We start from the raw sequence: 20,028 nt of genomic DNA on the forward strand, positions 1-20,028 counted from the left end.
GTGAGCACCGCGGACACCGCCCGGGAACTGCTGCGCGAGTTCCCGGTCGTCGACGGGCACAACGACCTGCCGTGGGCCCTGCGCGAGCAGGTGTCCTACGACCTCGACGCCCGGGACATCGCCGGCGACCAGCGCGCCCACCTGCACACCGACCTGCCCCGGCTGCGCGAGGGCGGCGTCGGCGCGCAGTACTGGTCGGTGTACGTGCGCTCCGACCTGCCCGACGCGGTCCCGGCCACGCTGGAGCAGATCGACTGCGTACGGCGGCTCGTCGACCGCCACCCCGAGCACCTCCGGGCCGCACTGACCGCCGCCGACATGGAGGCGGCCCGCGCCGAGGGCCGGATCGCCTCCCTCATGGGCGCGGAGGGCGGTCACTCCATCGCCAACTCCCTGGGCACCCTGCGCGGCCTGTACGCCCTCGGCGTGCGCTACATGACCCTCACCCACAACGACAACGTGGACTGGGCCGACTCCGCGACCGACGTGCCCAAGGCCGGCGGCCTGACCGCGTTCGGCCGCGAGGTCGTACGGGAGATGAACCGGCTCGGCATGCTCGTCGACCTCTCCCACGCGGCGGCGACGACCATGCGCGACGCGCTGGACGCCTCGTCCGCGCCGGTGATCTTCTCCCACTCCTCCTCGCGCGCGGTCTGCGACCACCCCCGCAACATCCCCGACGACGTCCTCGAACGCCTCCCCGCCAACGGCGGCATGGCGATGGTGACGTTCGTGCCGAAGTTCGTCCTGCAGGCCGCCGTCGACTGGACGGCCGCCGCCGACGACAACATGCGCGCCCACGGCTTCCACCACCTCGACACCACCGCCGAGGCGATGAAGGTGCACCGCGCCTTCGAGCAGCGCACCCCGCGACCCGTCGCCACGGTCTCCACGGTCGCCGACCACCTGGACCACATGCGCGAGGTCGCCGGCATCGACCACCTCGGCATCGGCGGCGACTACGACGGCACGGCGTTCACGCCCGAGGGCCTCAGCGACGTCTCCGGCTACCCGAACCTGATCGCGGAGCTGCTGGAGCGCGGCTGGTCCAAGCCCGACCTGGCCAAGCTGACCTGGCAGAACGCCGTCCGAGTCCTCGGCGCGGCGGAGGACGTGGCCCGCGATCTGCGCGCCACACGGGCGCCCTCCCACGCCACCATCGACCGACTGGACGGCTGAGACGGGCCGGGAAGCCCTTTCTTTTCCGGCCTCCCGCGCCGGGCTTCACCCCGCACGCGCCGCCCGCATACGGCAGAATGCAGCCAGACGCCGGTTCGGCCGACTGAGCCTCGGCCGAACCGGCGTCGCCCGCGCGGTACGTCGGCCCGGGCGGTGTCGCTCGTCGGACGGTGTGCCGTCAGGCGGTCGGGCGGCCCATCGCCCGGTACGTCCAGCCGGCCTTGCGCCACAGCTCCGGGTCGAGCGCGTTGCGTCCGTCGAGGATCAGCCGGGCCGCCGCCGCCTCGCCCAGCGCCGCCGGGTCCAGCTCGCGGAACTCCCGCCACTCGGTGAGATGCAGCACGATGTCGGCCCCCCGCACCGCCTCCAGCGCCGTCTCGGCGTAGCCCAGCGTCGGGAAGACCCTGCGGGCGTTCTCCATGCCCTTCGGGTCGTACACCGTGACCTGGCCGCCCTGGAGGTGGATCTGTCCGGCGACGTTCAGCGCCGGCGAGTCCCGCACGTCGTCCGAGTCGGGCTTGAACGTCGCGCCGAGCACGGCGACCCGGCGGCCGAGGAAGGGCCCCCCGCCGAGCGCCTCCCGCGCCAGCTCGACCATCTGACCGCGCTGGCGCATGTTGATCGAGTCGATCTCGCGCAGGAAGGTGAGCGCCTGGTCGGCCCCCAGCTCACCGGCGCGGGCCATGAACGCGCGGATGTCCTTGGGCAGACAGCCCCCGCCGAAGCCGATGCCGGCCCGCAGGAACTTCTTGCCGATCCGGTCGTCGTGACCGATCGCCTCCGCCAGCTTGGCCACGTCGCCGCCCGCCGCCTCGCACACCTCCGCCATCGCGTTGATGAAGGAGATCTTGGTGGCGAGGAAGGAGTTCGCCGACGTCTTCACCAGCTCGGCGGTCGGGAAGTCGGTCACCAGGAACGGCGTGCCCTCCGCGACCGGGCCCGCGTACACCTCGCGCAGCAGCTTCTCGGCCCGCTCGCTGCGCACCCCGACGACGATCCGGTCCGGGTGCAGCGTGTCCTGGACGGCGAAGCCCTCCCGCAGGAACTCCGGGTTCCACGCCAGTTCGGCGTCCTCGCCGGCGGGCGCCAGCCGGGCGACGGTCGCGGCCAGCCGGTCGGCGGAGCCCACCGGCACGGTCGACTTGCCGACGACCAGGGCGGGCCCGTGCAGGTGCGGCGCGAGGGAGGCGATCGCCGACTCGACGTAGGACATGTCGCAGGCGTACTCGCCGTGCTTCTGCGGGGTGTTCACGCAGACGAAGTGCACATCGCCGAAGGCGCCGGCCTCGGCGTAGTCCTGGGTGAAGCGCAGCCGCCCGGTGGACCCCTCGAACCCGGCGACGTGCCGGCGCAGCAGCTCCTGGAGCCCCGGCTCGTACATCGGGGTCTCGCCCCGCTCCAGCATCTCGATCTTCTCGCGCACGATGTCGAGGGCGAGCACCTCGAAGCCCAGTTCCGCCATGGCCGCGGCGTGCGTGGCGCCGAGATAACCGGTGCCGATCACGGTGATCTTGAGGGCCATGTACGTGCTCCTGAAGCGAGGGGGGACCGGACGCGCAACGAGCATAGTCGGGGCGTACCGGGCCCTCGGACCGGGCAGAACGCAGCCGGGGCCGCCTTGTCGCCAAGCTCACGTGTCCAGCAGCACGGGCGGGCCACTAAAATTCGGGTTACTTAACGGTAATTAGCGAGATCACCCCAGCTTCGTGGAGCGTGAGAGACCTTGGCCGGATCGGCTGACTTCGACCTGTACCGCCCGTCGGAGGAGCACGCCATGCTCCGCGACGTCGTCCGCTCACTGGCCGAGGCGAAGATCGCCCCGTTCGCCGCCGCGGTGGACGAGGAGGCCCGCTTCCCGCAGGAGGCCCTCGACGCGCTGGTCGCGAACGACCTGCACGCGGTGCACGTGCCCGAGGAGTACGGGGGCGCGGGCGCCGACGCCCTCGCCACGGTCATCGTCATCGAGGAGGTGGCCCGCGCGTGCGTGTCCTCCTCCCTCATCCCGGCGGTGAACAAGCTGGGCTCCCTGCCGGTGATCCTCTCCGGCTCCGAGGACCTGAAGAAGAAGTACCTCTCGCCGCTGGCCAAGGGCGACGCCATGTTCTCGTACTGCCTCTCCGAGCCGGAGGCGGGCTCGGACGCGGCCGGCATGAAGACCAAGGCGGTCCGTGACGGCGACCACTGGATCCTCAACGGCGTGAAGCGCTGGATCACCAACGCGGGCGTCTCCGAGTACTACACGGTCATGGCGGTCACCGACCCGACCAAGCGCTCCAAGGGCATCTCCGCCTTCGTCGTCGAGAAGTCCGACCCGGGCGTCTCCTTCGGCGCCCCGGAGAAGAAGCTCGGCATCAAGGGCTCCCCGACCCGCGAGGTCTACTTCGACAACGTTCGCATCCCCGCGGACCGCATGATCGGCGAAGAGGGCACCGGCTTCGCCACCGCCATGGCGACCCTGGACCACACCCGCATCACCATCGCCGCCCAGGCCCTCGGCGTCGCCCAGGGCGCGTTCGACTACGCCAAGGGCTACGTCCAGGAGCGCAAGCAGTTCGGCAGGCCCATCGCCGACTTCCAGGGCATCCAGTTCATGCTGGCCGACATGGCCATGAAGATCGAGGCCGCCCGCCAGCTGACCTACGCGGCCGCCGCCAAGTCCGAGCGGGGCGACAGCGACCTCACCTTCCAGGGCGCGGCCGCCAAGTGCTTCGCCTCGGACGTCGCGATGGAGGTCACCACCGACGCCGTCCAGCTCCTCGGCGGCTACGGCTACACCCGCGACTACCCGGTCGAGCGCATGATGCGCGACGCGAAGATCACGCAGATCTACGAGGGCACGAATCAGGTCCAGCGGATCGTGATGGCGAGGAACCTGCCCTAGCGCGATCCTGGGCAGGCGCCGGACCGAGAACGGCCACTGACCCGCGCAGACAGCACAGCCCCCGGCGCACTGCCGGGGGCTGTCGTCGTTGTCAGCCCGCCGGTACGGCGGCGAGGTCACCCGCCGTCGAGCGGGCGCGCCGGTCGTCCCGCAGGGCCGCGTCCAGCTCCGCCGCGCCCTTCTCCAGGATCGACGCGGTCGACGCCGGGAGCCTGGTCGACGGCGGCGGGCCGCCACCCGTGTTCGGATCCGACGGCGGCGGGCCGCTACCCGTGTTCGGATCCGACGGCGGCGGGCCGCCACCCGTGTTCGGATCCGACGGCGGCGGGCCGCCACCCGTGTTCGGATCCGACGGCGGCGGGCCCGGAAGGGAGACGCAGTCCGACCTGCCGGACTCGGCCGCGCCGTTGATCGCGGTCACGCAGAACTCGAAGTTCCAGTAGCCGGGGAACAGGAAGGCGATGCCCCGGCCGGTGTCCTCGGTGACGTACTCGTCGGACGTGAAGGCGCCGCCCTCGGTGACGTTCCGTACCCAGACCCGGTATCCGGCGGCCTCCTTCGAACCCTTCCAGTCCAGCTGGACGGTCGTGGGATCGACGGCCCTGACCTTCAGGTCCGTCGGCCTGGGCGGTGTGCCCATACCGACGGTGACCGAGCGGGCCACGCCGGGCATGCCGCCGCCCGCCCGGTTCCAGGTGGCCACCGCGACGAGGTAGTGGTGGCCGGGTTCCAGACCGTCGACGTGCGCCGACCTCCCCTTGACCGCCGTGCTCCGGAAGAACGCGCCGGGGGTGTCCTTGTCCCAGAGGATGATCTCGTAGCGGTCGATCGTGTCCGTGTGCGGGCCCTTCGGGGCGTCCCAGGACACGTCGACGCCCGTGGCGGTGGCACGGGTGACGATCTTCTCGGGCGGGGCCGCGGTCCTGGGGTCCGCGACCGCGCTGACCGTCGGGGACCACGAGGACGTGCCGTCGTCACCGTTGTCGGTGCGGACCTGGTACTCCCACTTCCAGCCGTCCATGGTCCAGGTCGTGTCGAAACGGTTCGTCGCGACCGGCAGCTCGCTCCACACGGCGTTGCCCGCGATCCGGCTGCGGACGGTGTAGCCGTGGGCGCCGAAGACCGGCTTCCAGGTCACCCTGATCCCGCTGGGAACGGCCTCGGCGACGAGACCGGACACGGCGGGCGTCGGCCGGGCCGGGACCGTGCGGGGAACGTCGGGCACGAAGCTCCCGATCCCGAAGCGCCGGTGCAGGGTCTGCTCGAAGGCCCGCGCGATCTGGAACTCGCCCAGGGCGTTGGGGTGCAGACCGTCGTACGCCGCCGGACACGCCTTGGGGGCGCAGTCGTACGAGCCCGCCCAGTCGACCGGCTCCACCCGGGAGGTGGGGGTGCTCCAGGACGGGATCGCCCTGGCGAGCATGTCGTTGTACGCGGCGGTCGTGACGGGCAGGTCCTCACGGCCCCCGATGGCGGACCGCTGGGGAACGTCGGCCACGGCGAACCGCAGGTCGGGTTTGGCGGCCCGCGCGTTGTCGACCAGGGTCTTCACGCTGTCGAGCGTGCCCTGGGCGCCGCTGACGAACCACCCCATGTCATTGAACCCGAGGCCGACGAGCAGCAGATCGGGCTTGTACTGCGTGACCATCGAGCCGATCAGCTTCTTGTCCTGGGCCGCCTGGCGCCCCCAGACCGCGAAGTGGTCGCTGTCGAAGTCCTGGTCCACCCCGGCGGCGTACCGGCCCGAGACGGGCGGGTTCTCGACGGAGGGTTGGGTGGGGGGCTCGCCCTGGAGCGGCGGCACGGCGGGACCGACCGGGTCGGGATGGTTCTTGGTCCCCCTGTACGGGCCGACGAAGTCGACCTCGACGTGCTGGCTCCTGAACCACTGCCACAACCGGTAGCGCCAGGTCCAGTCGCCCTCGTCGCCCTGGGACATGGAGTCGCCCACGACCATCACCCGCAGGGGCGTGGCGGTCCCGCCGATCCCCCGTAGCCGTTCGAGGGCCTCCAGAAGCTTCGGCCCCATCCCCTCCATGCTGCCGGCCATGAACGTGAGCACGTTGCCGAAGGCCTTGATCCTGGTGGCGAAGTGCCGCAGGGAGACCTGGATCCGCGTGATCAGGGAGGTGGTGCCGGCAGCGGCCCAGTTCATCAGCTGTCCGGCGAAGGCCCCGCCGACCGCGCCCCACATCGCGACGGCCAACGCCTCCTTCCAGACCTCGGCGTCGCCGAGCGACCTTCCGTCGAAATAGGCGTTCATCAGCTCGCCGACGAGCGAGCCGAGCGCGCCGCCCACGGCTCCGCACACCGGGGCGGCCGCGGGCGCACCCACGTTGAAGGCGAGCAGGCACACCGCCGAGGACGCGATGGTGATGCCCAGAGAGACGCCGGCGGCGATCCACTTCTGCCACCAGTTCGCCGCGGTGCCGATGTCGCCCGCCGGGGCGATCAGCACGATGCTGTCGTCGACGGCGTGCACCTGCCCGTCGAAGTCGGGGCCTCCTCCCTGGGGCGGGTAAACCCCGACGCTGTCGCGCTGGGCGCGCTTGGTGAACGACTCCGCCAGGCTCATTCCCGCGCGCTGGTCGGCCTGCGTGTCCTCGACCAGCGTCCTGATCAGGTCGCGGGTCTGCTGGCGGCGTTCCGGCACGTGGAAATCGAAGGCCATGACGAGGTCGTCGTCGCTCTTCGCGAGCGGGCGAAGGGCCCCGGCGTCCTGCGCGCAGCCCATGCGCAGGGTCACGGGCCCGCCGTCGCCGGAATCGGCGGTGAAGGAAGTGGCATGTGTGGCGCACGCCTTGGCCGGCGCGGCCTCGGGGCCCTGGGCCGCGGCGGGCTCGGCGGCCGTGGTGAACATCAGCGCCAGTGAGACCAGCAGAACCAGTAATCCGTCACTCACGGAGCGTCGCGCCCCGCGTCTCTTGCGTAACACTCCTGAAGTGCGCACGTCGGCGCTCCCTTCGCATTCCTTGAGGGCGGACTCCGGCAGGCGCGTGAAGCAGCGCTTCCCACGGGCGTCGCGCCCGGCCGCGGGTCCTGGATCGGCAACGCCGGCGATCTTTCCGCGAGAGCGGGCCGCCCCACAACGAGCCTGAGCGCAAGAAAGAGGGCAGCACCGGGCGCGCTCGGACCGAGGAGGCGCCAGGGCCCCGATGGCAGGGTGGGCTGACAAGGCGTACGACGGAAGGGCAGGTGCGGGGTCCGCGCGTGTGGCCCCGCCTGATCTTCAGGAGGAGTCATGACCCAGCCCGGAACCATGCCGGCCATGAGCAAGGAGATGCGGGACTGCCTCGATGCGTGCATGGCCTGCCACAACATGTGCGAGGAGACCATGAACTCCTGCATGCAGATGGGCGGACAGGCCCAGATGCAGGGACTGGTCATGCGCGCGCTCATCGACTGCTCGGAGACGACCCGTATGTGCGCCGACATGATGATGCGGCGCTCGCCCATGGCGGCCGAGATGTGCGCGCTGTGCGCCAGGGCGTGCGACCTGTGCGCCGAGGCGTGTATGTCCGTGCCCGGCGACCAGCAGATGATGCGCTGCGCCGAGGCATGTCGCCGCTGCGCCGACATGTGCCGTGCGATGGCGGGCGCGACGATGTGAGCCGCCCCGTACGCGACCGAGGGCGCCCCGGGGAATCCGGGGCGCCCTCGGTCGCGTGGAGGCTCAGTTGCCGGAGACGGTCACCTTCTCGTCGTTCTTCAGCTCCTTGACCAGCTGCTGCACCTTCGTCTTGTCCCAGACGAGGTTGCCGCCGGTGGAGCCGGAGATCGGCATGTTCATCGACTTGCCGTCGCCGCCGCTGACGCCCTTCATCGCCCAGAACATCGACCCCAGGTCGTACAGACCCATGTCCTTGTCGACGATCAGGGAGTCCAGGCCCGCGCCCATGGTCGGGTAGAGCTTGAACGGGTTGAGGATCGTGCCCGGGGTGGCGACCTGGTTGGCGAGGGCGGAGAGGAACTTCTGCTGGTTCTTCGTGCGGTCCAGGTCGGAGCCGGCGAGCGCGTAGCGGGTGCGGACGAAGGCGAGGGCCTGCTGCCCGTCCAGGGTCTGCTTGCCCTTCTTGAAGTCGGCGCCGGACTTGGTGTCCTTGATGTCCTGCGGGATGTCCATCTCGACGCCGCCGACCGCGTCCACGATGTTCGCGAAACCGGCGAAGCCGATCTCGACGTAGTGGTCGATGCGCAGGCCGGTGTTGAACTCCACGGTGCGCACCAGCAGCTCGGGGCCGTCCTCCGCGTACGCCGCGTTCAGCTTCACGTGCCTGCCGGTGCCCTTGTAGGTCTTGCCGGAGTCGGAGCCGACGAAGGACGGTATCTCCACGTCGGAGTCACGGGGCAGCGAGACCAGGGTGTCGCCGTTGGAACCGGTGTGCAGGATCATCATCGAGTCGGTCCGCTTGCCCTCGGCGGAACCGGTGTGCAGCTTCTTCTTGTCCTCGGCGGTCATGCCCGCGCGGCTGTCGGAGCCGACGATCAGGTAGTTGGTGCCCTCGCCCGCCTCGGGCCGGTCGATGACCTTCGACAGGTCGACCTCGCGGTGCAGCTTGGAGTCGGCCCAGAAGTACGTGCCGACGGTCGTCACCACCAGCACGGTGACGAGGCTGATCGCCGTCCACTTGATGCGGCGCCGCCAGTTCGGCGCGGGACGCGGGTCGCTGTATCTGCCGGGGGCGCCGCCGTCGGAGCCGCCGCCTCCGTAGACCTGGCCCGTGTTGTAGCCGCTGTCGTACCCGGTGTTCCTCGCGTTGGTGTAGTCGCCGTATCCCTGTCCGTCGACGTACGACGGCTGCTGCGGGACGCCGGGGCTGTTCGGCGGGGCGGCGGGGCCCCGGCGGACCTGCCGCATGACGCGCGCGCTCTCCGGCTGTGCGTTCGCGCTGCCGCTTCCGTACCGGTTGCCGCGGTCGTCGTCCGACCATCCCTCGGGCCACTCGTTCATGCGGACCAGTGTGCAGGGCACAGCGGTGTGCCTTACAAGGGGCGTCGGAGAATCAGGGCCCCGCTGTTGCGAAGCTGACACAAAATCCCGGCTCGTCCGCCTCGGCATAGGGTGGAGGACATGACAGACCAGGTCACCGCAGTGGACTCGGGCAGCTCGGGCATCCCGGGTAAGCCCACGTCCGCGTCCCGCACCACGCTCAGCCACATCATGACGCACAACGACACCAACCTGCTGGGGACGGTGCACGGCGGGGTGATCATGAAGCTCGTCGACGACGCCGCGGGGGCCGTGGCCGGCCGGCACTCGGGCGGGCCCGCCGTCACGGCGTCCATGGACGAGATGGCGTTCCTGGAGCCGGTCCGCGTCGGCGACCTGGTCCATGTGAAGGCGCAGGTGAACTGGACCGGCCGGACCTCCATGGAGGTGGGCGTGCGGGTCATGGCCGAACGGTGGAACGAGTCCGCCCCGGCCACCCAGGTCGGCTCCGCCTACCTGGTCTTCGCCGCCGTGGACGCCGACGGCAAGCCGCGCCGGGTGCCGCCGGTCCTCCCGGAGACCGACCGCGACCGGCGGCGCTGCCAGGAGGCCCAGATCCGCCGCACCCACCGGCTGGCGCGCCGCCGCGCGATCCTGGACCTGCGCGCCCGCCGGGCAGCGGAGGGCTTCGAGGACTGACACACCGGTGCACGGCCGGTGAGCGGGCCCCCAGGGGCGGGCCCGCTCAGGAGCAGTCCACCTCGTCGCCCCGCACCACCCTCGACTCGCCCGGCCCGGGGGTCGCGCCGCGCACCTTGCGGACCTCGCGGAAGTCCGTGCCCACCGTCACCTTCAGCGTGGGGCCCAGTCCGGGGACGGGCCGCAGGGCGCTGCCGGGGAGGGCGGCGGACAGGGAGCGGGCGGAGCGGTCCCACCGGGGGTCGTAGCTGATGACCGTCCGTGTGACGGCCCGGTCGGGGGCGGGGATCGGACGGCCGGTGGCGCGGAAGCCGGTGGCCGCGAGCTCCCGGTCGACCCGTTTGGCCAGGCCAGGCGTGGGCGTGCCGTTCTCCACCTGGACGCTGATCTCCTGCGGCGGCACCTCGACGGAGGCGACCGGGGCGGGGGGCGCCGGGGCGGCGGTGGCGAGCGGCTTGTCCTCGCGCAGCAGCCGGAAGACGCGCTCCGCTTTGGCGGTGTCCCACTTCAGGGTCGAGCCGATGCCCTTCACGACGTGTCCCATCTCACCGATCGGGACGGTCGTGAACTCCGAGGAGGCCGGGGAGAACGTGCGCATCGCCCGCCCGAGGCCGAGCAGCTCGTCCGCGCCGAAGTCGCGGTCGGCCCGGACGGAGCCGAGGGCGGCGCGGGCCACGTCCCGGAACTTGAGCGGGTTGAGCAGCAGGCCGGAGGAGGTGGCGCGGTCGACGAGGGCGGCCAGGAAGCGCTGCTGGCGTTTCATCCGGCCGAGGTCGGAGGCGGCGTCGAGGTGCCGGGAGCGCACGTACTGCAGGGCGGCGCCGCCCGTCAGGGTGTGGGTCCCGGGCGGGAGGTCCAGGCCGGTGTAGGTGTCCTTCAGGGAGCGGGTGGTGCACACCTTGACCCCGCCGAGAGCGTCGACCGTCCGCATGAAGCTGGTGAAGTCGACCTCCAGGTAGTGGTCGATCTTCACCCGGGTCATGTGCTCGACCGTCCGCACGGTGAGCTGCGGGCCGCCCTCCGCGTACGCCGCGTTGATCTTGAGGGGGTGTCCGTGGTGCGGGCGGCCGCTGAGCTGGTCGACGTGGGCGGGCGTCTCGGCGTACGAGTCGCGCGGCAGGCTGACCACGCTCGCCCGCTCCCGGTCCTCCGAGATGTGCAGGATCATGATCGTGTCGGTGCAGTGGCAGGGCGCTCCGCCCAGCCGGTAGCGCCGGCGCTCCGCCTCCGAGACGCGGTCGCGGCCGTCGGTGCCGACGAGCAGCACGTTCATGCCGTGACCGGCCTGCGGGCGGTTCTTCATGTCCTTGAAGGCGTCGACGCGGACGATGTTCGCGTCGAGGCTGCTGACCACCGAGTGGCCGATGCCCGCCGAGGCGAGGATCACGACCGAGAGGGTCGTCGCCGCCCGCATGGCCCAGCGCGGGCGTCTGCGCCGGACGGGCGAACGCGCCGCGCGCCGCGGGGGCTGCGGGCGGCGTGCGGGCCGGGAGGCGGGGGACCGGGGCGGGGTGGGGGGCATGCGGGACACCTCCGGGCTGCGGCCGTACGAGGGGGAACCGTGAGCACCGTAGGCCCATACGATCTGTAGCCCGGCGTACCGCCACCGGCGGGGCGCACCGGTGTCCCCCGTTCGCGGTAACGTGAGGGCCCTATGAACGCCAAGTCCGACGTGCAGCTCCCCGCCGTGTCCGTCATCATGCCCGTCCTCAACGAGGAGCGGCATCTGCGCGGAGCCGTCCAAGCGATCCTCGCGCAGGAGTACGCCGGCGAGATGGAGGTCGTGATCGCCCTCGGTCCGTCCACGGACCGCACGGACGAGATCGCCGCCGAGCTCGTGGCCGAGACCGCGTCCCTGAGCAACAAGCGGGTGCACACCGTGCCCAACCCGACGGGCCGTACGCCCGCCGCGCTCAACGCCGCGATCAAGGCCTCCCGGCATCCGGTCGTCGTCCGGGTCGACGGGCACGGGATGCTCTCCCCGGACTACATCGCCACCGCGGTGCGCCTGCTGGAGGAGACCGGCGCGCAGAACGTGGGCGGGATCATGCACGCCGAGGGCGAGAACGACTGGGAGCGGGCCGTCGCCGCCGCGATGACCTCGAAGATCGGCGTCGGCAACGCCGCGTTCCACACCGGCGGCCAGGCGGGTCCCGCCGAGACGGTGTACCTCGGGGTGTTCCGGCGGGAGGCGCTGGAGCGGCAGGGCGGCTACAACGAGGAGTTCATCCGCGCCCAGGACTGGGAGCTGAACTTCCGTATCCGGGAGGCCGGCGGGCTGATCTGGTTCTCGCCCGAGCTGAGGGTGTCCTACCGGCCGCGGCCCACCGTGCGGGCTCTGGCCAAGCAGTACAAGGACTACGGGCGCTGGCGGCACGTCGTCGCCCGCTACCACGCGGGCTCCATCAACCTGCGCTACCTCGCCCCGCCGACGGCGGTGTGCGCGATCGCGGCCGGTGTGCTCGTCGGTGCTCTGGTGACGCCGGCCGGTTTCGTGATCCCGGCCGGATACCTCGCGGCGATCGTCGCGGGGTCGGCGCCGGCCGGGAAGGGCCTGCCGCTGAAGGCGCGGCTGCGGATCCCCGTGGCCCTCGCCACCATGCACATGTCGTGGGGGTACGGCTTCCTGACCAGCCCGAGGGCGCTGGCGAGGAAGGTCATCGCCTCCCGCCGCCCGGCGGTCCTCAGCACCACCTAGTGCCGCGACGGGCCCGGGCTACCAGCTGTAGGCCGGGTCCACGTGCATGCACTGGCTGGTGTCGGCGGCGTTCATCGCTTCCGCCGACGTCGGCGTGTTGTCGTCCTCCTTGGCCTTCTTCTCCGCCACGGGCGGGGTGTAGGCGGAGCCGGAGCGCCAGTCCGCCCCGACGAAGAGGGTCACGCCGGTGACGTCGGTGGACCTCTTCACCTGGCTCGTGGGGATGCCGAGGGCCTTGGCGACCCGTTCGGCGTCGCCCTGGAGGTCGGCGCTCGGGTAGCGGATCACGGTCTGCTTCTCGGAGGTGGCCGTCGAGGTGTCCGCCACGGCGCCGGTGAAGCCCTTGCCGGTCAGCAGCTGGGTGACCGTGGCCGCCCGTCCGCGGGCCGCGGCCCGGCCGTCGCCGCGGGTGCTGTTGTGGACCTGCACCGCGATGTCGCCGTCCGGGGCGGCCGTGTCGGTGACCGTGGGCGAGGGGCTCGCGGTGGCGGCGGCGGGGGGCTTCTTGACGTCCTTGCCGTCGAGGGCGATGTCCTCGCGCACCAGCCGGAACAGCTTCGCCGCGTCCTCGGTGGGCACGACCCGGGAGCCCGAGTAGCGGTTGGGCATCGTCGTCATGGTGATGCGCTCGGTGGGGACCTTCTGCAGCTCGGTAGCCAGGTCGTACATCCTGGTGATGGTGTCCAGGCCGTCGTCCACGGTGATCGCCTCGGTGGCGGCCTCGGCGAGCTTGCGCAGCGCGTTCGGGTTGGTCAGCTTCGCCTCGGAGCGCAGCTGACGAACCATCGAGTTCATGTACATGTGCTGAGCCTTGGCGCGGGCGAGGTCGGTGTCGTCCTCGAAGCCGTAGCGGGTGCGCAGCCACTGCAGGGCCTGGCGGCCCTTGACGGAGTGCGTGCCCTCCGGCAGCCGCAGGCCGGAGCCCTTGCCGTCGCGGGTGTGCGAGTAGACGCTGGCGTCGACGCACACCGGGACGCCGCCGATGGCGTCGGCCATCGACACCACCCCGGAGAAGTCGATCATCATGAAGTGGTCGATGTGGATGTCGGTGAGCTTCTCCCAGGTGGCCACGGTGCAGCCCGGCCCGCCGCGCCCCAGCGAGACGTTGGTCATCTCGTTGTTCAGCGCCCTGTACTCGCGCCCGTCGTCGGGGTCCGTGCACTTGGGGATGTCGAGCAGCGTGTCACGCGGCATGCTGATCACCGACATGTTGCTGCGGTCCGCGGAGACGTGCAGCAGCATCTGCACGTCGGCCAGCGGGGGGCCGTCGAAGGTGTCCTTGGCGCCGCCGAGCTTCTGGTTCTCGGCGGTGTTGCGGGCGTCGGAGCCGATGAGCAGGATGTTCAGCGGTTTCTGCCCGGCGGCGTTGGCCGTCGGCTCGGCCGCGCGGTCCTTGGCGTCGCCCAGGTTGAGGTCGTCGCTCTTGATGTTGGCGTTGAGATGCTCGTAGTAGAGGTATCCGGCCCCCGCGCCGCCGAGTATGACGACCGCGAGGAGCGTCGCCGACCAGCGCAGCACGCGCCGTCTGCGCCGTCTGCGGTCGGGGCCGCTGCCGGCTCTGGGGCCGCCGCCGTCACCGCCGTCGCCGTCGTCCCCCCGGCCGTCGCCGCTGCCGTCGTCCCCGCCCGCTTCGGCGGGAGCGTCCCCGGCCGCGTCAGGGTCCCCGGCCGCCGTCTCGCGGCCGCCCGTCGCCTGCCCCCGGCCGTCCCCCGCCGCGACGTGGTCCGTCACCCCCGCCTCGGCCGTCGCCTGCTCGGCCTCGGCCGTGTCCGGCCGCACACTGCTCCGCGCCACTTCCCCTGCCCTCCCCGCCCTGCGCCTGACACGGGCCCCTCCCGCGTCAAGTCAGACGCACGACGGGGCCGCAGGGTTACCTATTTGGCGCACTTGACCTTGTCCGCGGTGGACTTCTGGACCGAGTCCGGCACCTTGGTCGGCGTCGTGAGCGAGACGCCCGCCCCCTTGAAGTCCTTGCCGAGCGTCAGCGTCATCGTCGGCAGACCCTGGGCGTTCTGGACGCTCCGGCCCGGCTTGAGCGCGGCTCCCGACAGCCCCATCACGGCGGCGAGCTTGCGCGCCTGGGGGGCCTGGTCGGGCGCGTACTCGAGCGTCGTGGTGCCGAGCGGCGCGGGGGCGTTGCCCGCGTTCTCCGACTTCGTGATGCCCTTGGTGTTCTGCAGCCAGGTCAGCGTCTCCTGCGCGCTGCCGGCGGGGGCCCCGCCGTTCATGACCTGCACCCGCACCTCGGAGGCCGCGGACTGGGGGCCCTTGAGCCGGGCCGCGGCGGCGGCCGCCGCCGCGTCCTTGGAGGCCTGTGCCTGCTGCTTCACCTCGGTGAACGACACGTCGTCGCGGATCATCTGGAAGACGGTGGGGGCGGTCGACTCGTTGAGCACGACGGTCGCCTTCACCTTCTCCGCCGGATTGTCGACCACCGGGACCGTGGCGAAGGTCAGGTTTTCGGTGTTGAGCTTGCCCAGCTCCAGACCCAGGTCCTTCAGCTTGTCGATGCTCTTGAGCTGCCTGTCGACGGTGAGCGCCTTGGTGCCCGCCTCAGCCAGCCCGATCATCTTGCCGGGACTGGTGAGGGTGTCGTTCGACTTCAGCTTGCGCATCAGCGAGCTGAGGAACTGCTGCTGGATGTCGATCCGGCTCAGGTCGCCGCCGAAGCCCACCGAGTGCCGGGTGCGCACGTACGCCAGCGCCTGCTCGCCCTCGATGACGTGCGTGCCCTTGGGCAGCTTCAGATGCGAGTCCGGGTCGTCGATGTCCTTGGCCAGGCACACCTCGACCCCGCCGACGGCCGTGGTCAGCGTCTTGACCGCGTTGAAGTCGGCCACCATGAAGTTGTCCGGGGTGACCCCGGTCAGCTCGGTCACGGTGCGCATGGTGCAGCTGGGCGTACGGCCGTCCTGGCCGAGGCTGGTGTTGAATCGGGCGTTCCGCGTGCCCGGGATGACCTTGGTGGAGCCGTCCTCCTGCTCGGTCTGGCAGTCGGGGATGTCCACCATCAGGTCGCGCGGGATGCTCAACGCCGTCGCGTTCGTGCGGTCCTTGGAGACGTGCAGCAGGATCGTGGTGTCGGCGTGACCGACGCTGCCCGAGTCGCCGTAGCCCTCGTTGCCCGAGCCGGTGCGCTTGTCGGTGCCGATCAGCAGGAGGTTGATCGCCTTGTCCTTGCTGAAGCCGCCGGTGCTCGCGCCGTCGTCGGAGAGGGACGTGATGTTGCCGTTGAGGTGCTCCAGATACAGGTAGGCCGCGCCCGCGGTGCCCACCAGGACGAACGCCATCGTCCCGCCGGTCCACAGCAGGACCTTCTTCGCCTTCGACTTCCGCACCGGCCGGCGTCCGCGCCGGTTCGGCGGCTCCTCCGGCACACCGCGGCGCCGGCGCGGCCCGGGAAGCTGTTCCGCCAGCTGCTCCGAGCTCTGCGGGGCCTGCCGCTCCGGCGCCTGCGTACGGGCGCGGACCGCGCCCGCGGCTCCCGCCGCGCGGGAGGCGGATCCACGAGGTCCGGGCACCGCCGACTGCGGTGCGGAACGACCCAGTCGCAGTTCGTATTCTCCGGTGTCCGGATTGAGCACCCACTGGTCTGCGGGATCGATGTTGTCCGCCCGCCCACGGCCTTGCGCGTCCACGGTTGTCCGAATCCTCCGTCGGGGCCACGCGGCGCCTTCCCCCCTCAGAGGCGCTCGGGTCTCGGTCACACAGTGCACGACCCCAGGACGGTCCTCTGGCCCGGTGCACCGGATCGCTCACACTATCCGCCCAGTTCAGCGTCGGGCGACGACGGTGACAAATTCCACGTCCACACAACCGGGCAATTCGTTCTATTTCCTTGAACTGTTGTTCGCGGAACCCCTTCACTTGGCAAGCGCTTTACCGCGCGGCCGCCGAGGGGTGCTCACGCACAGAGATCCTGGGCGGCGGTGTTCCCGCTGAACGTGGGCGCGGGCGGCGACGGCGACCGGTACGCACCGTGTCCGGGTGACTGCGCAGGGGTGTGATTCCGGCCGCTTCCCCGCGGCCCCTGGGTCACCTCACGGCCGACTTTCCGTGCGACGGACACAGGAGCGTCTCTGCGCAGCCGCTCGAACAACTCTTCCGCCTCGGGCTCCACGAGTTGGTCGCGATTGGCGTTGCCCACGTACGACTCCCGGGGAACGGTCAGGAACTGCACCCGTTCCGTGGGGATCTCCCGCAGACCGCGCACGAGTTCGTAGAGTCCGCGCAGACTCGCCAGCTCGGGGTCGGTCGTCAGGGCGGACGTGGCCGCGTCGAGCACCGGATACAGCTTCGCCGGGTTCAGCAGCACGTCGTTGCCGCGCACCTTGTTGACGAGCGCCCCGAGGAACAGCTGCTGCCGCCTTATCCGGTCGGTGTCGCTGCCGTTGCCGAGGGACTTGCGGGCGCGCACGAACCCGAGGGCCTGCTCCCCGTCGAGCGTGACCCGCCCCGCCGGCAGCCACAGCTTGGCCGCCTTGTCGTGGATCGGCTCCTTCAGGCACACCCGCACCCCGTCCAGCGCCTCCACCATCTCCTTGAACCCGCTGAAGTCGACGACGACGTGGTGGTCGACGCGGATGCCCGTCAGCTTCTCCACCGTCCGGATGGTGCAGGCGGAGCCTCCCGTCTGGAACGCGTAGTTGAACATCGCGAACACCGGCCGGGTCCGGGAGCCGTCCGGTCGCCGGCAGCCGGGCACGTCCACCATCAGGTCCCGGGGGATCGACACCGCCGTCGCGCTGCGCCGCCCGGCGGCCAGGTGCAGCAGGATCGTCGTGTCCGAGCGCTCCGTGCCCGAGTCCCGCCCGTACGCGCCGTTGCCGTCGCCCGAGCGCGAGTCCGACCCGATCAGCAGGATGTTCCGGGCGTCCTTCACCAGCGCGGTCGGCCGCTCGCTCTCGTACCGGGCGAGCTCCGCCGCGGCCGCCTCGTCGGGCGTGATGTTCCCGTCGAGCAGCGCGTACACCACCCAGCCCGTCACTCCAGCCCCCACGACGACCACCCCCACGGCCCCCGCCCCGACCCGCCCCCACCACCGCCGGCGCCGTCGTCGAAGCCCCACCCCGGACGCGGAGGCCCCAGCCGTCTCACCCACCACGACCCACCCCTCCTCCCGGCCGACTCCCGAACACCCCGACCCCTCGACGATGGCCCCCGCCGCCGGGGGGTGGGGGGCGGGACTGGGCCGAACGGGTGATGGTGGGGGGCGCCCGGGGTGGGCACAGGCCGGGGGCGAGCGGGGCTCCAGGGGCCCCTCACCTGGGACACGGCGGCCCCCGTCCAAATGCCGCTCAGGGGCCCCGTCGGAATCCCGGCTCAGGACCCCGCGCGCACCACCGTCACCCGCTCACTCTCGATCCGCGCGGCCACGGTTTCCTCCCCCGCCCGCGACAGGTTCGGGCACAGCACCACCGACCCCCCGCTGGCCAGCGGCGCGTACAGCCCCGCGCTCAGCCCCTCCCAGGTGTCGTACGGCAGCCCCGACAGCAACCGGGACCCCGGACCCGTCAGACCGAGCCCGCCCGCGTCCCCCCGAGCGTGCTCCACCAGCTCCGCGCCCGTGTACTCCGCCCCGGCGACGATCAGCGCCGGCTCCTCAGGGTCGACCGGCGCGTACGGCGTGAACCGGTCACCGTGACCGGGCACGTCCACGGCGTAGTCGGCGTACCCCTGCGGAGGCCCCGGCACGAACCGCCGCCCCAGCGGCGCCAGCGACAGCGCGTACCGCTCCCCCCGGCACGCGAGCCCCTCTTCGAAGCGGCCGGGCCCGGCCACCACGACGTCCGCCCGCGCCGCGTCCCCCGCCACGTCCGCGATCACGCCCACCGACGAACACGCCAGCAGCCACACCGCCGTCTGCCAGTGCGCGGGCAGCAGCAGCGCGACCCGGTCGCCGGGTTCGACGGACAGGCCGTCCTGGAGGAGGTTCGAGGTCTTGGCCACCCAATTGGCGAAGGTGGCCACGGACAATTCGACCCGTTCGCCGGTGGCATCGTCGTAGAAGGTCACCAGCGGGCGCGCGGGATCCGCGGCGAGCGCGGAACGCAGCAGGTCGGCAGGGGTGCGATCGGTGGCGTTCACCCGCGCAAGCGTACGCGCCGTACACGCCGAACACCCGCCCGGACACCACCGGTTCGGCCGAACGCCGCCGACACTCCGTCAACCCGCCCGAGGTGGCGGACCGGTACCGCTGTGCACAGCATCAGTGCCATGCGTGGATTGCTTGCTACCTCGATCGGTGTCACCTGTGCGGCGTCCCTCGCCCTCCCGTTGACGCCGTCCGCCACCGCGGTGACGGCGCGACCGGCGCCGACCGCGGAGACGGCGACCGCCGCGGCCCTGGCCACGAGCCCCGCCGCCCCGCTCCCGGGCAGCACCCAGTCGCTGCCCCTGACCCCCCTCACCCGCGACCGCGCCCGCGCCGGCGCCGGCGCCGAACAGGGCGTCACCCGCCGGGACGTACGCCCCTTCTCCCTCCTCGGCATCGTCTGGGACGACCCGGACGCCGAACTCGACGGCCGCGTCCAGGTCCGCACCCGGGACGCCAAGACCCGTGCCTGGTCCGGCTGGCGGGACGTGGAGACCCACAACGCCGACCACGGCGCCGACCCCGACGCCGCCGAACGCTCCTCGGGCCGTGTCCGCGGCGCCACCGCCCCCCTGTGGGTGGGCGACTCCGACGGCGTCGAACTCCGTGTCAGGCCCGCCGCGGGCCACCGTACGGAGGACACCGCGCGCGGCGTCCGCACCGCGGCGTCGGTCGCCCCGCTCCCGGCGGGCCTGAGCCTCGAACTCGTCGACCCGGGCACCGCCGCCCCGGCCCCCGCCACCCGGATGCTGACGACCCGGGCCGCCACCGCCTCCGGGACGTCCGCGGCCACCGAGATCCCCGCCCTGAGCCGCGAGGCCACCGAACGCGACCTCCTCGCCCACCCCGGCGCCCCGCTGTCGCCGGGTCAGCGGGCGGCGAAGCCGTACATCGGCCCGCGCCCGAACATCGTCACCCGCCGCGGCTGGGGCGCCGACGAGTCGCTGCGGGAGAGCGGCTTCCGCTACACGACGACGGTCAAGGCGGCCTTCGTGCACCACACCGCCTCCGGCAACAACTACACGTGCGCGCAGGCCCCGTCCGTCATCCGCGGCATCTACCGCTACCACGTCAAGAGCCTGGGCTGGCGCGACATCGGCTACAACTTCCTCGTCGACAAGTGCGGAACCCTGTACGAGGGCCGCGCCGGGGGAGTGACGAAGGCGGTCATGGGCGCCCACACCCTCGGCTTCAACAGCAACAGCATGGGCATCGCCGCCATCGGCACCTACACCAGCACCAAGCCGTCCGCCGCGACCGTGAAAGCCATCGCCAGTCTGACGGCGTGGAAGCTGGGTCTGTTCGGGGGCAATCCGAAAGGAAAGACATACCTCAAGTCAGGCGGTGGCAATCTCTACGCAAAAGGTAAGAACGTACGACTGAACGTGATCTCCGGTCACCGGGACGGCTTCGCCACGGAATGCCCAGGACGGCAGCTCTACGGCAAGCTCGCCTCGGCCCGTACGACGGCGGCGCGCTACCAGGGGCGCTGAGGTCGGCCCGGGACGCCCGGGCCGGGGCCCTCCACCGGGTCCCGGCCCGGGCGG

General features: G+C 71.7%; 14 protein-coding genes. 6 read left to right on the forward strand and 8 right to left on the reverse strand.

All coding sequences use genetic code 11. From position 1 onward, the window contains the following. A complete protein-coding gene (locus tag EV567_RS21515) occupies positions 1-1,179 on the forward strand; it encodes a dipeptidase (RefSeq protein WP_130442512.1) in 1,179 nt (392 codons plus the stop codon). A 178-nt stretch (positions 1,180-1,357) separates the two neighbouring features. Here EV567_RS21515 and EV567_RS21520 read toward each other — a convergent pair whose 3' ends face one another. Further along, entirely contained in the window at positions 1,358-2,701 is a 1,344-nt protein-coding gene (locus EV567_RS21520) for a UDP-glucose/GDP-mannose dehydrogenase family protein (RefSeq protein ID WP_130442514.1), read from the reverse strand. A gap of 201 nt (positions 2,702-2,902) precedes the next feature. Between EV567_RS21520 and EV567_RS21525 the strand changes: the two genes are divergently transcribed. Beyond that, a complete protein-coding gene (locus EV567_RS21525; RefSeq protein ID WP_130442516.1) occupies positions 2,903-4,060 on the forward strand; it encodes an acyl-CoA dehydrogenase in 1,158 nt (385 codons plus the stop codon). Between the two features lie 91 nt (positions 4,061-4,151). Here EV567_RS21525 and EV567_RS21530 read toward each other — a convergent pair whose 3' ends face one another. Further along, the gene (locus EV567_RS21530) at positions 4,152-6,962 is read right to left on the reverse strand and encodes a fibronectin type III domain-containing protein (RefSeq protein ID WP_130442518.1); all 2,811 of its coding nucleotides are present in this window, start codon (positions 6,960-6,962) and stop codon (positions 4,152-4,154) included. A gap of 339 nt (positions 6,963-7,301) precedes the next feature. Here EV567_RS21530 and EV567_RS21535 point away from each other — a divergent pair, with 339 nt between their 5' ends. Beyond that, positions 7,302-7,670, forward strand: coding sequence for a four-helix bundle copper-binding protein (locus EV567_RS21535; protein ID WP_130442520.1), 369 nt, complete (start codon positions 7,302-7,304; stop codon positions 7,668-7,670). Positions 7,671-7,733: 63 nt separating this feature from the next. Here the strand turns inward: EV567_RS21535 and EV567_RS21540 are convergent, their stop codons facing one another. Continuing rightward, entirely contained in the window at positions 7,734-9,011 is a 1,278-nt protein-coding gene (locus EV567_RS21540) for an LCP family protein (RefSeq protein WP_130442522.1), read from the reverse strand. A 120-nt stretch (positions 9,012-9,131) separates the two neighbouring features. Between EV567_RS21540 and EV567_RS21545 the strand changes: the two genes are divergently transcribed. Further along, positions 9,132-9,689: an acyl-CoA thioesterase gene (locus tag EV567_RS21545; protein ID WP_130442524.1), complete on the forward strand. Its 558-nt coding sequence runs from the start codon at positions 9,132-9,134 to the stop codon at positions 9,687-9,689. A gap of 46 nt (positions 9,690-9,735) precedes the next feature. Here the strand turns inward: EV567_RS21545 and EV567_RS21550 are convergent, their stop codons facing one another. Next, complete coding sequence (locus tag EV567_RS21550; RefSeq protein WP_130442526.1) at positions 9,736-11,211, reverse strand: LCP family protein; 1,476 nt, start codon at positions 11,209-11,211, stop codon at positions 9,736-9,738. Positions 11,212-11,343: 132 nt separating this feature from the next. Here EV567_RS21550 and EV567_RS21555 point away from each other — a divergent pair, with 132 nt between their 5' ends. Further along, positions 11,344-12,387, forward strand: coding sequence for a glycosyltransferase family 2 protein (locus tag EV567_RS21555; RefSeq protein ID WP_130442528.1), 1,044 nt, complete (start codon positions 11,344-11,346; stop codon positions 12,385-12,387). A gap of 18 nt (positions 12,388-12,405) precedes the next feature. On the opposite strand, the gene EV567_RS21560 is transcribed toward EV567_RS21555, so the two are convergent. The 4 genes from EV567_RS21560 to EV567_RS21575 form a co-directional block, all read right to left on the reverse strand. Beyond that, entirely contained in the window at positions 12,406-14,181 is a 1,776-nt protein-coding gene (locus tag EV567_RS21560) for an LCP family protein (protein ID WP_242620938.1), read from the reverse strand. A gap of 80 nt (positions 14,182-14,261) precedes the next feature. Then, positions 14,262-16,025, reverse strand: a complete 1,764-nt coding sequence (locus EV567_RS21565; protein WP_130442530.1) for an LCP family protein — start codon at positions 16,023-16,025, stop codon at positions 14,262-14,264. Between the two features lie 266 nt (positions 16,026-16,291). Beyond that, complete coding sequence (locus EV567_RS21570; RefSeq protein ID WP_130442532.1) at positions 16,292-17,491, reverse strand: LCP family protein; 1,200 nt, start codon at positions 17,489-17,491, stop codon at positions 16,292-16,294. Positions 17,492-17,709: 218 nt separating this feature from the next. After that, positions 17,710-18,474, reverse strand: coding sequence for a TIGR03089 family protein (locus EV567_RS21575; RefSeq protein WP_130442533.1), 765 nt, complete (start codon positions 18,472-18,474; stop codon positions 17,710-17,712). A gap of 129 nt (positions 18,475-18,603) precedes the next feature. Between EV567_RS21575 and EV567_RS21580 the strand changes: the two genes are divergently transcribed. Beyond that, the gene (locus EV567_RS21580) at positions 18,604-19,974 is read left to right on the forward strand and encodes a peptidoglycan recognition protein (protein ID WP_130442535.1); all 1,371 of its coding nucleotides are present in this window, start codon (positions 18,604-18,606) and stop codon (positions 19,972-19,974) included. The last annotated feature ends 54 nt before the right edge of the window (positions 19,975-20,028 follow it).

Source organism: Streptomyces sp. BK239, assembly GCF_004217285.1.
Classification (GTDB): Bacteria; Actinomycetota; Actinomycetes; order Streptomycetales; family Streptomycetaceae; genus Streptomyces.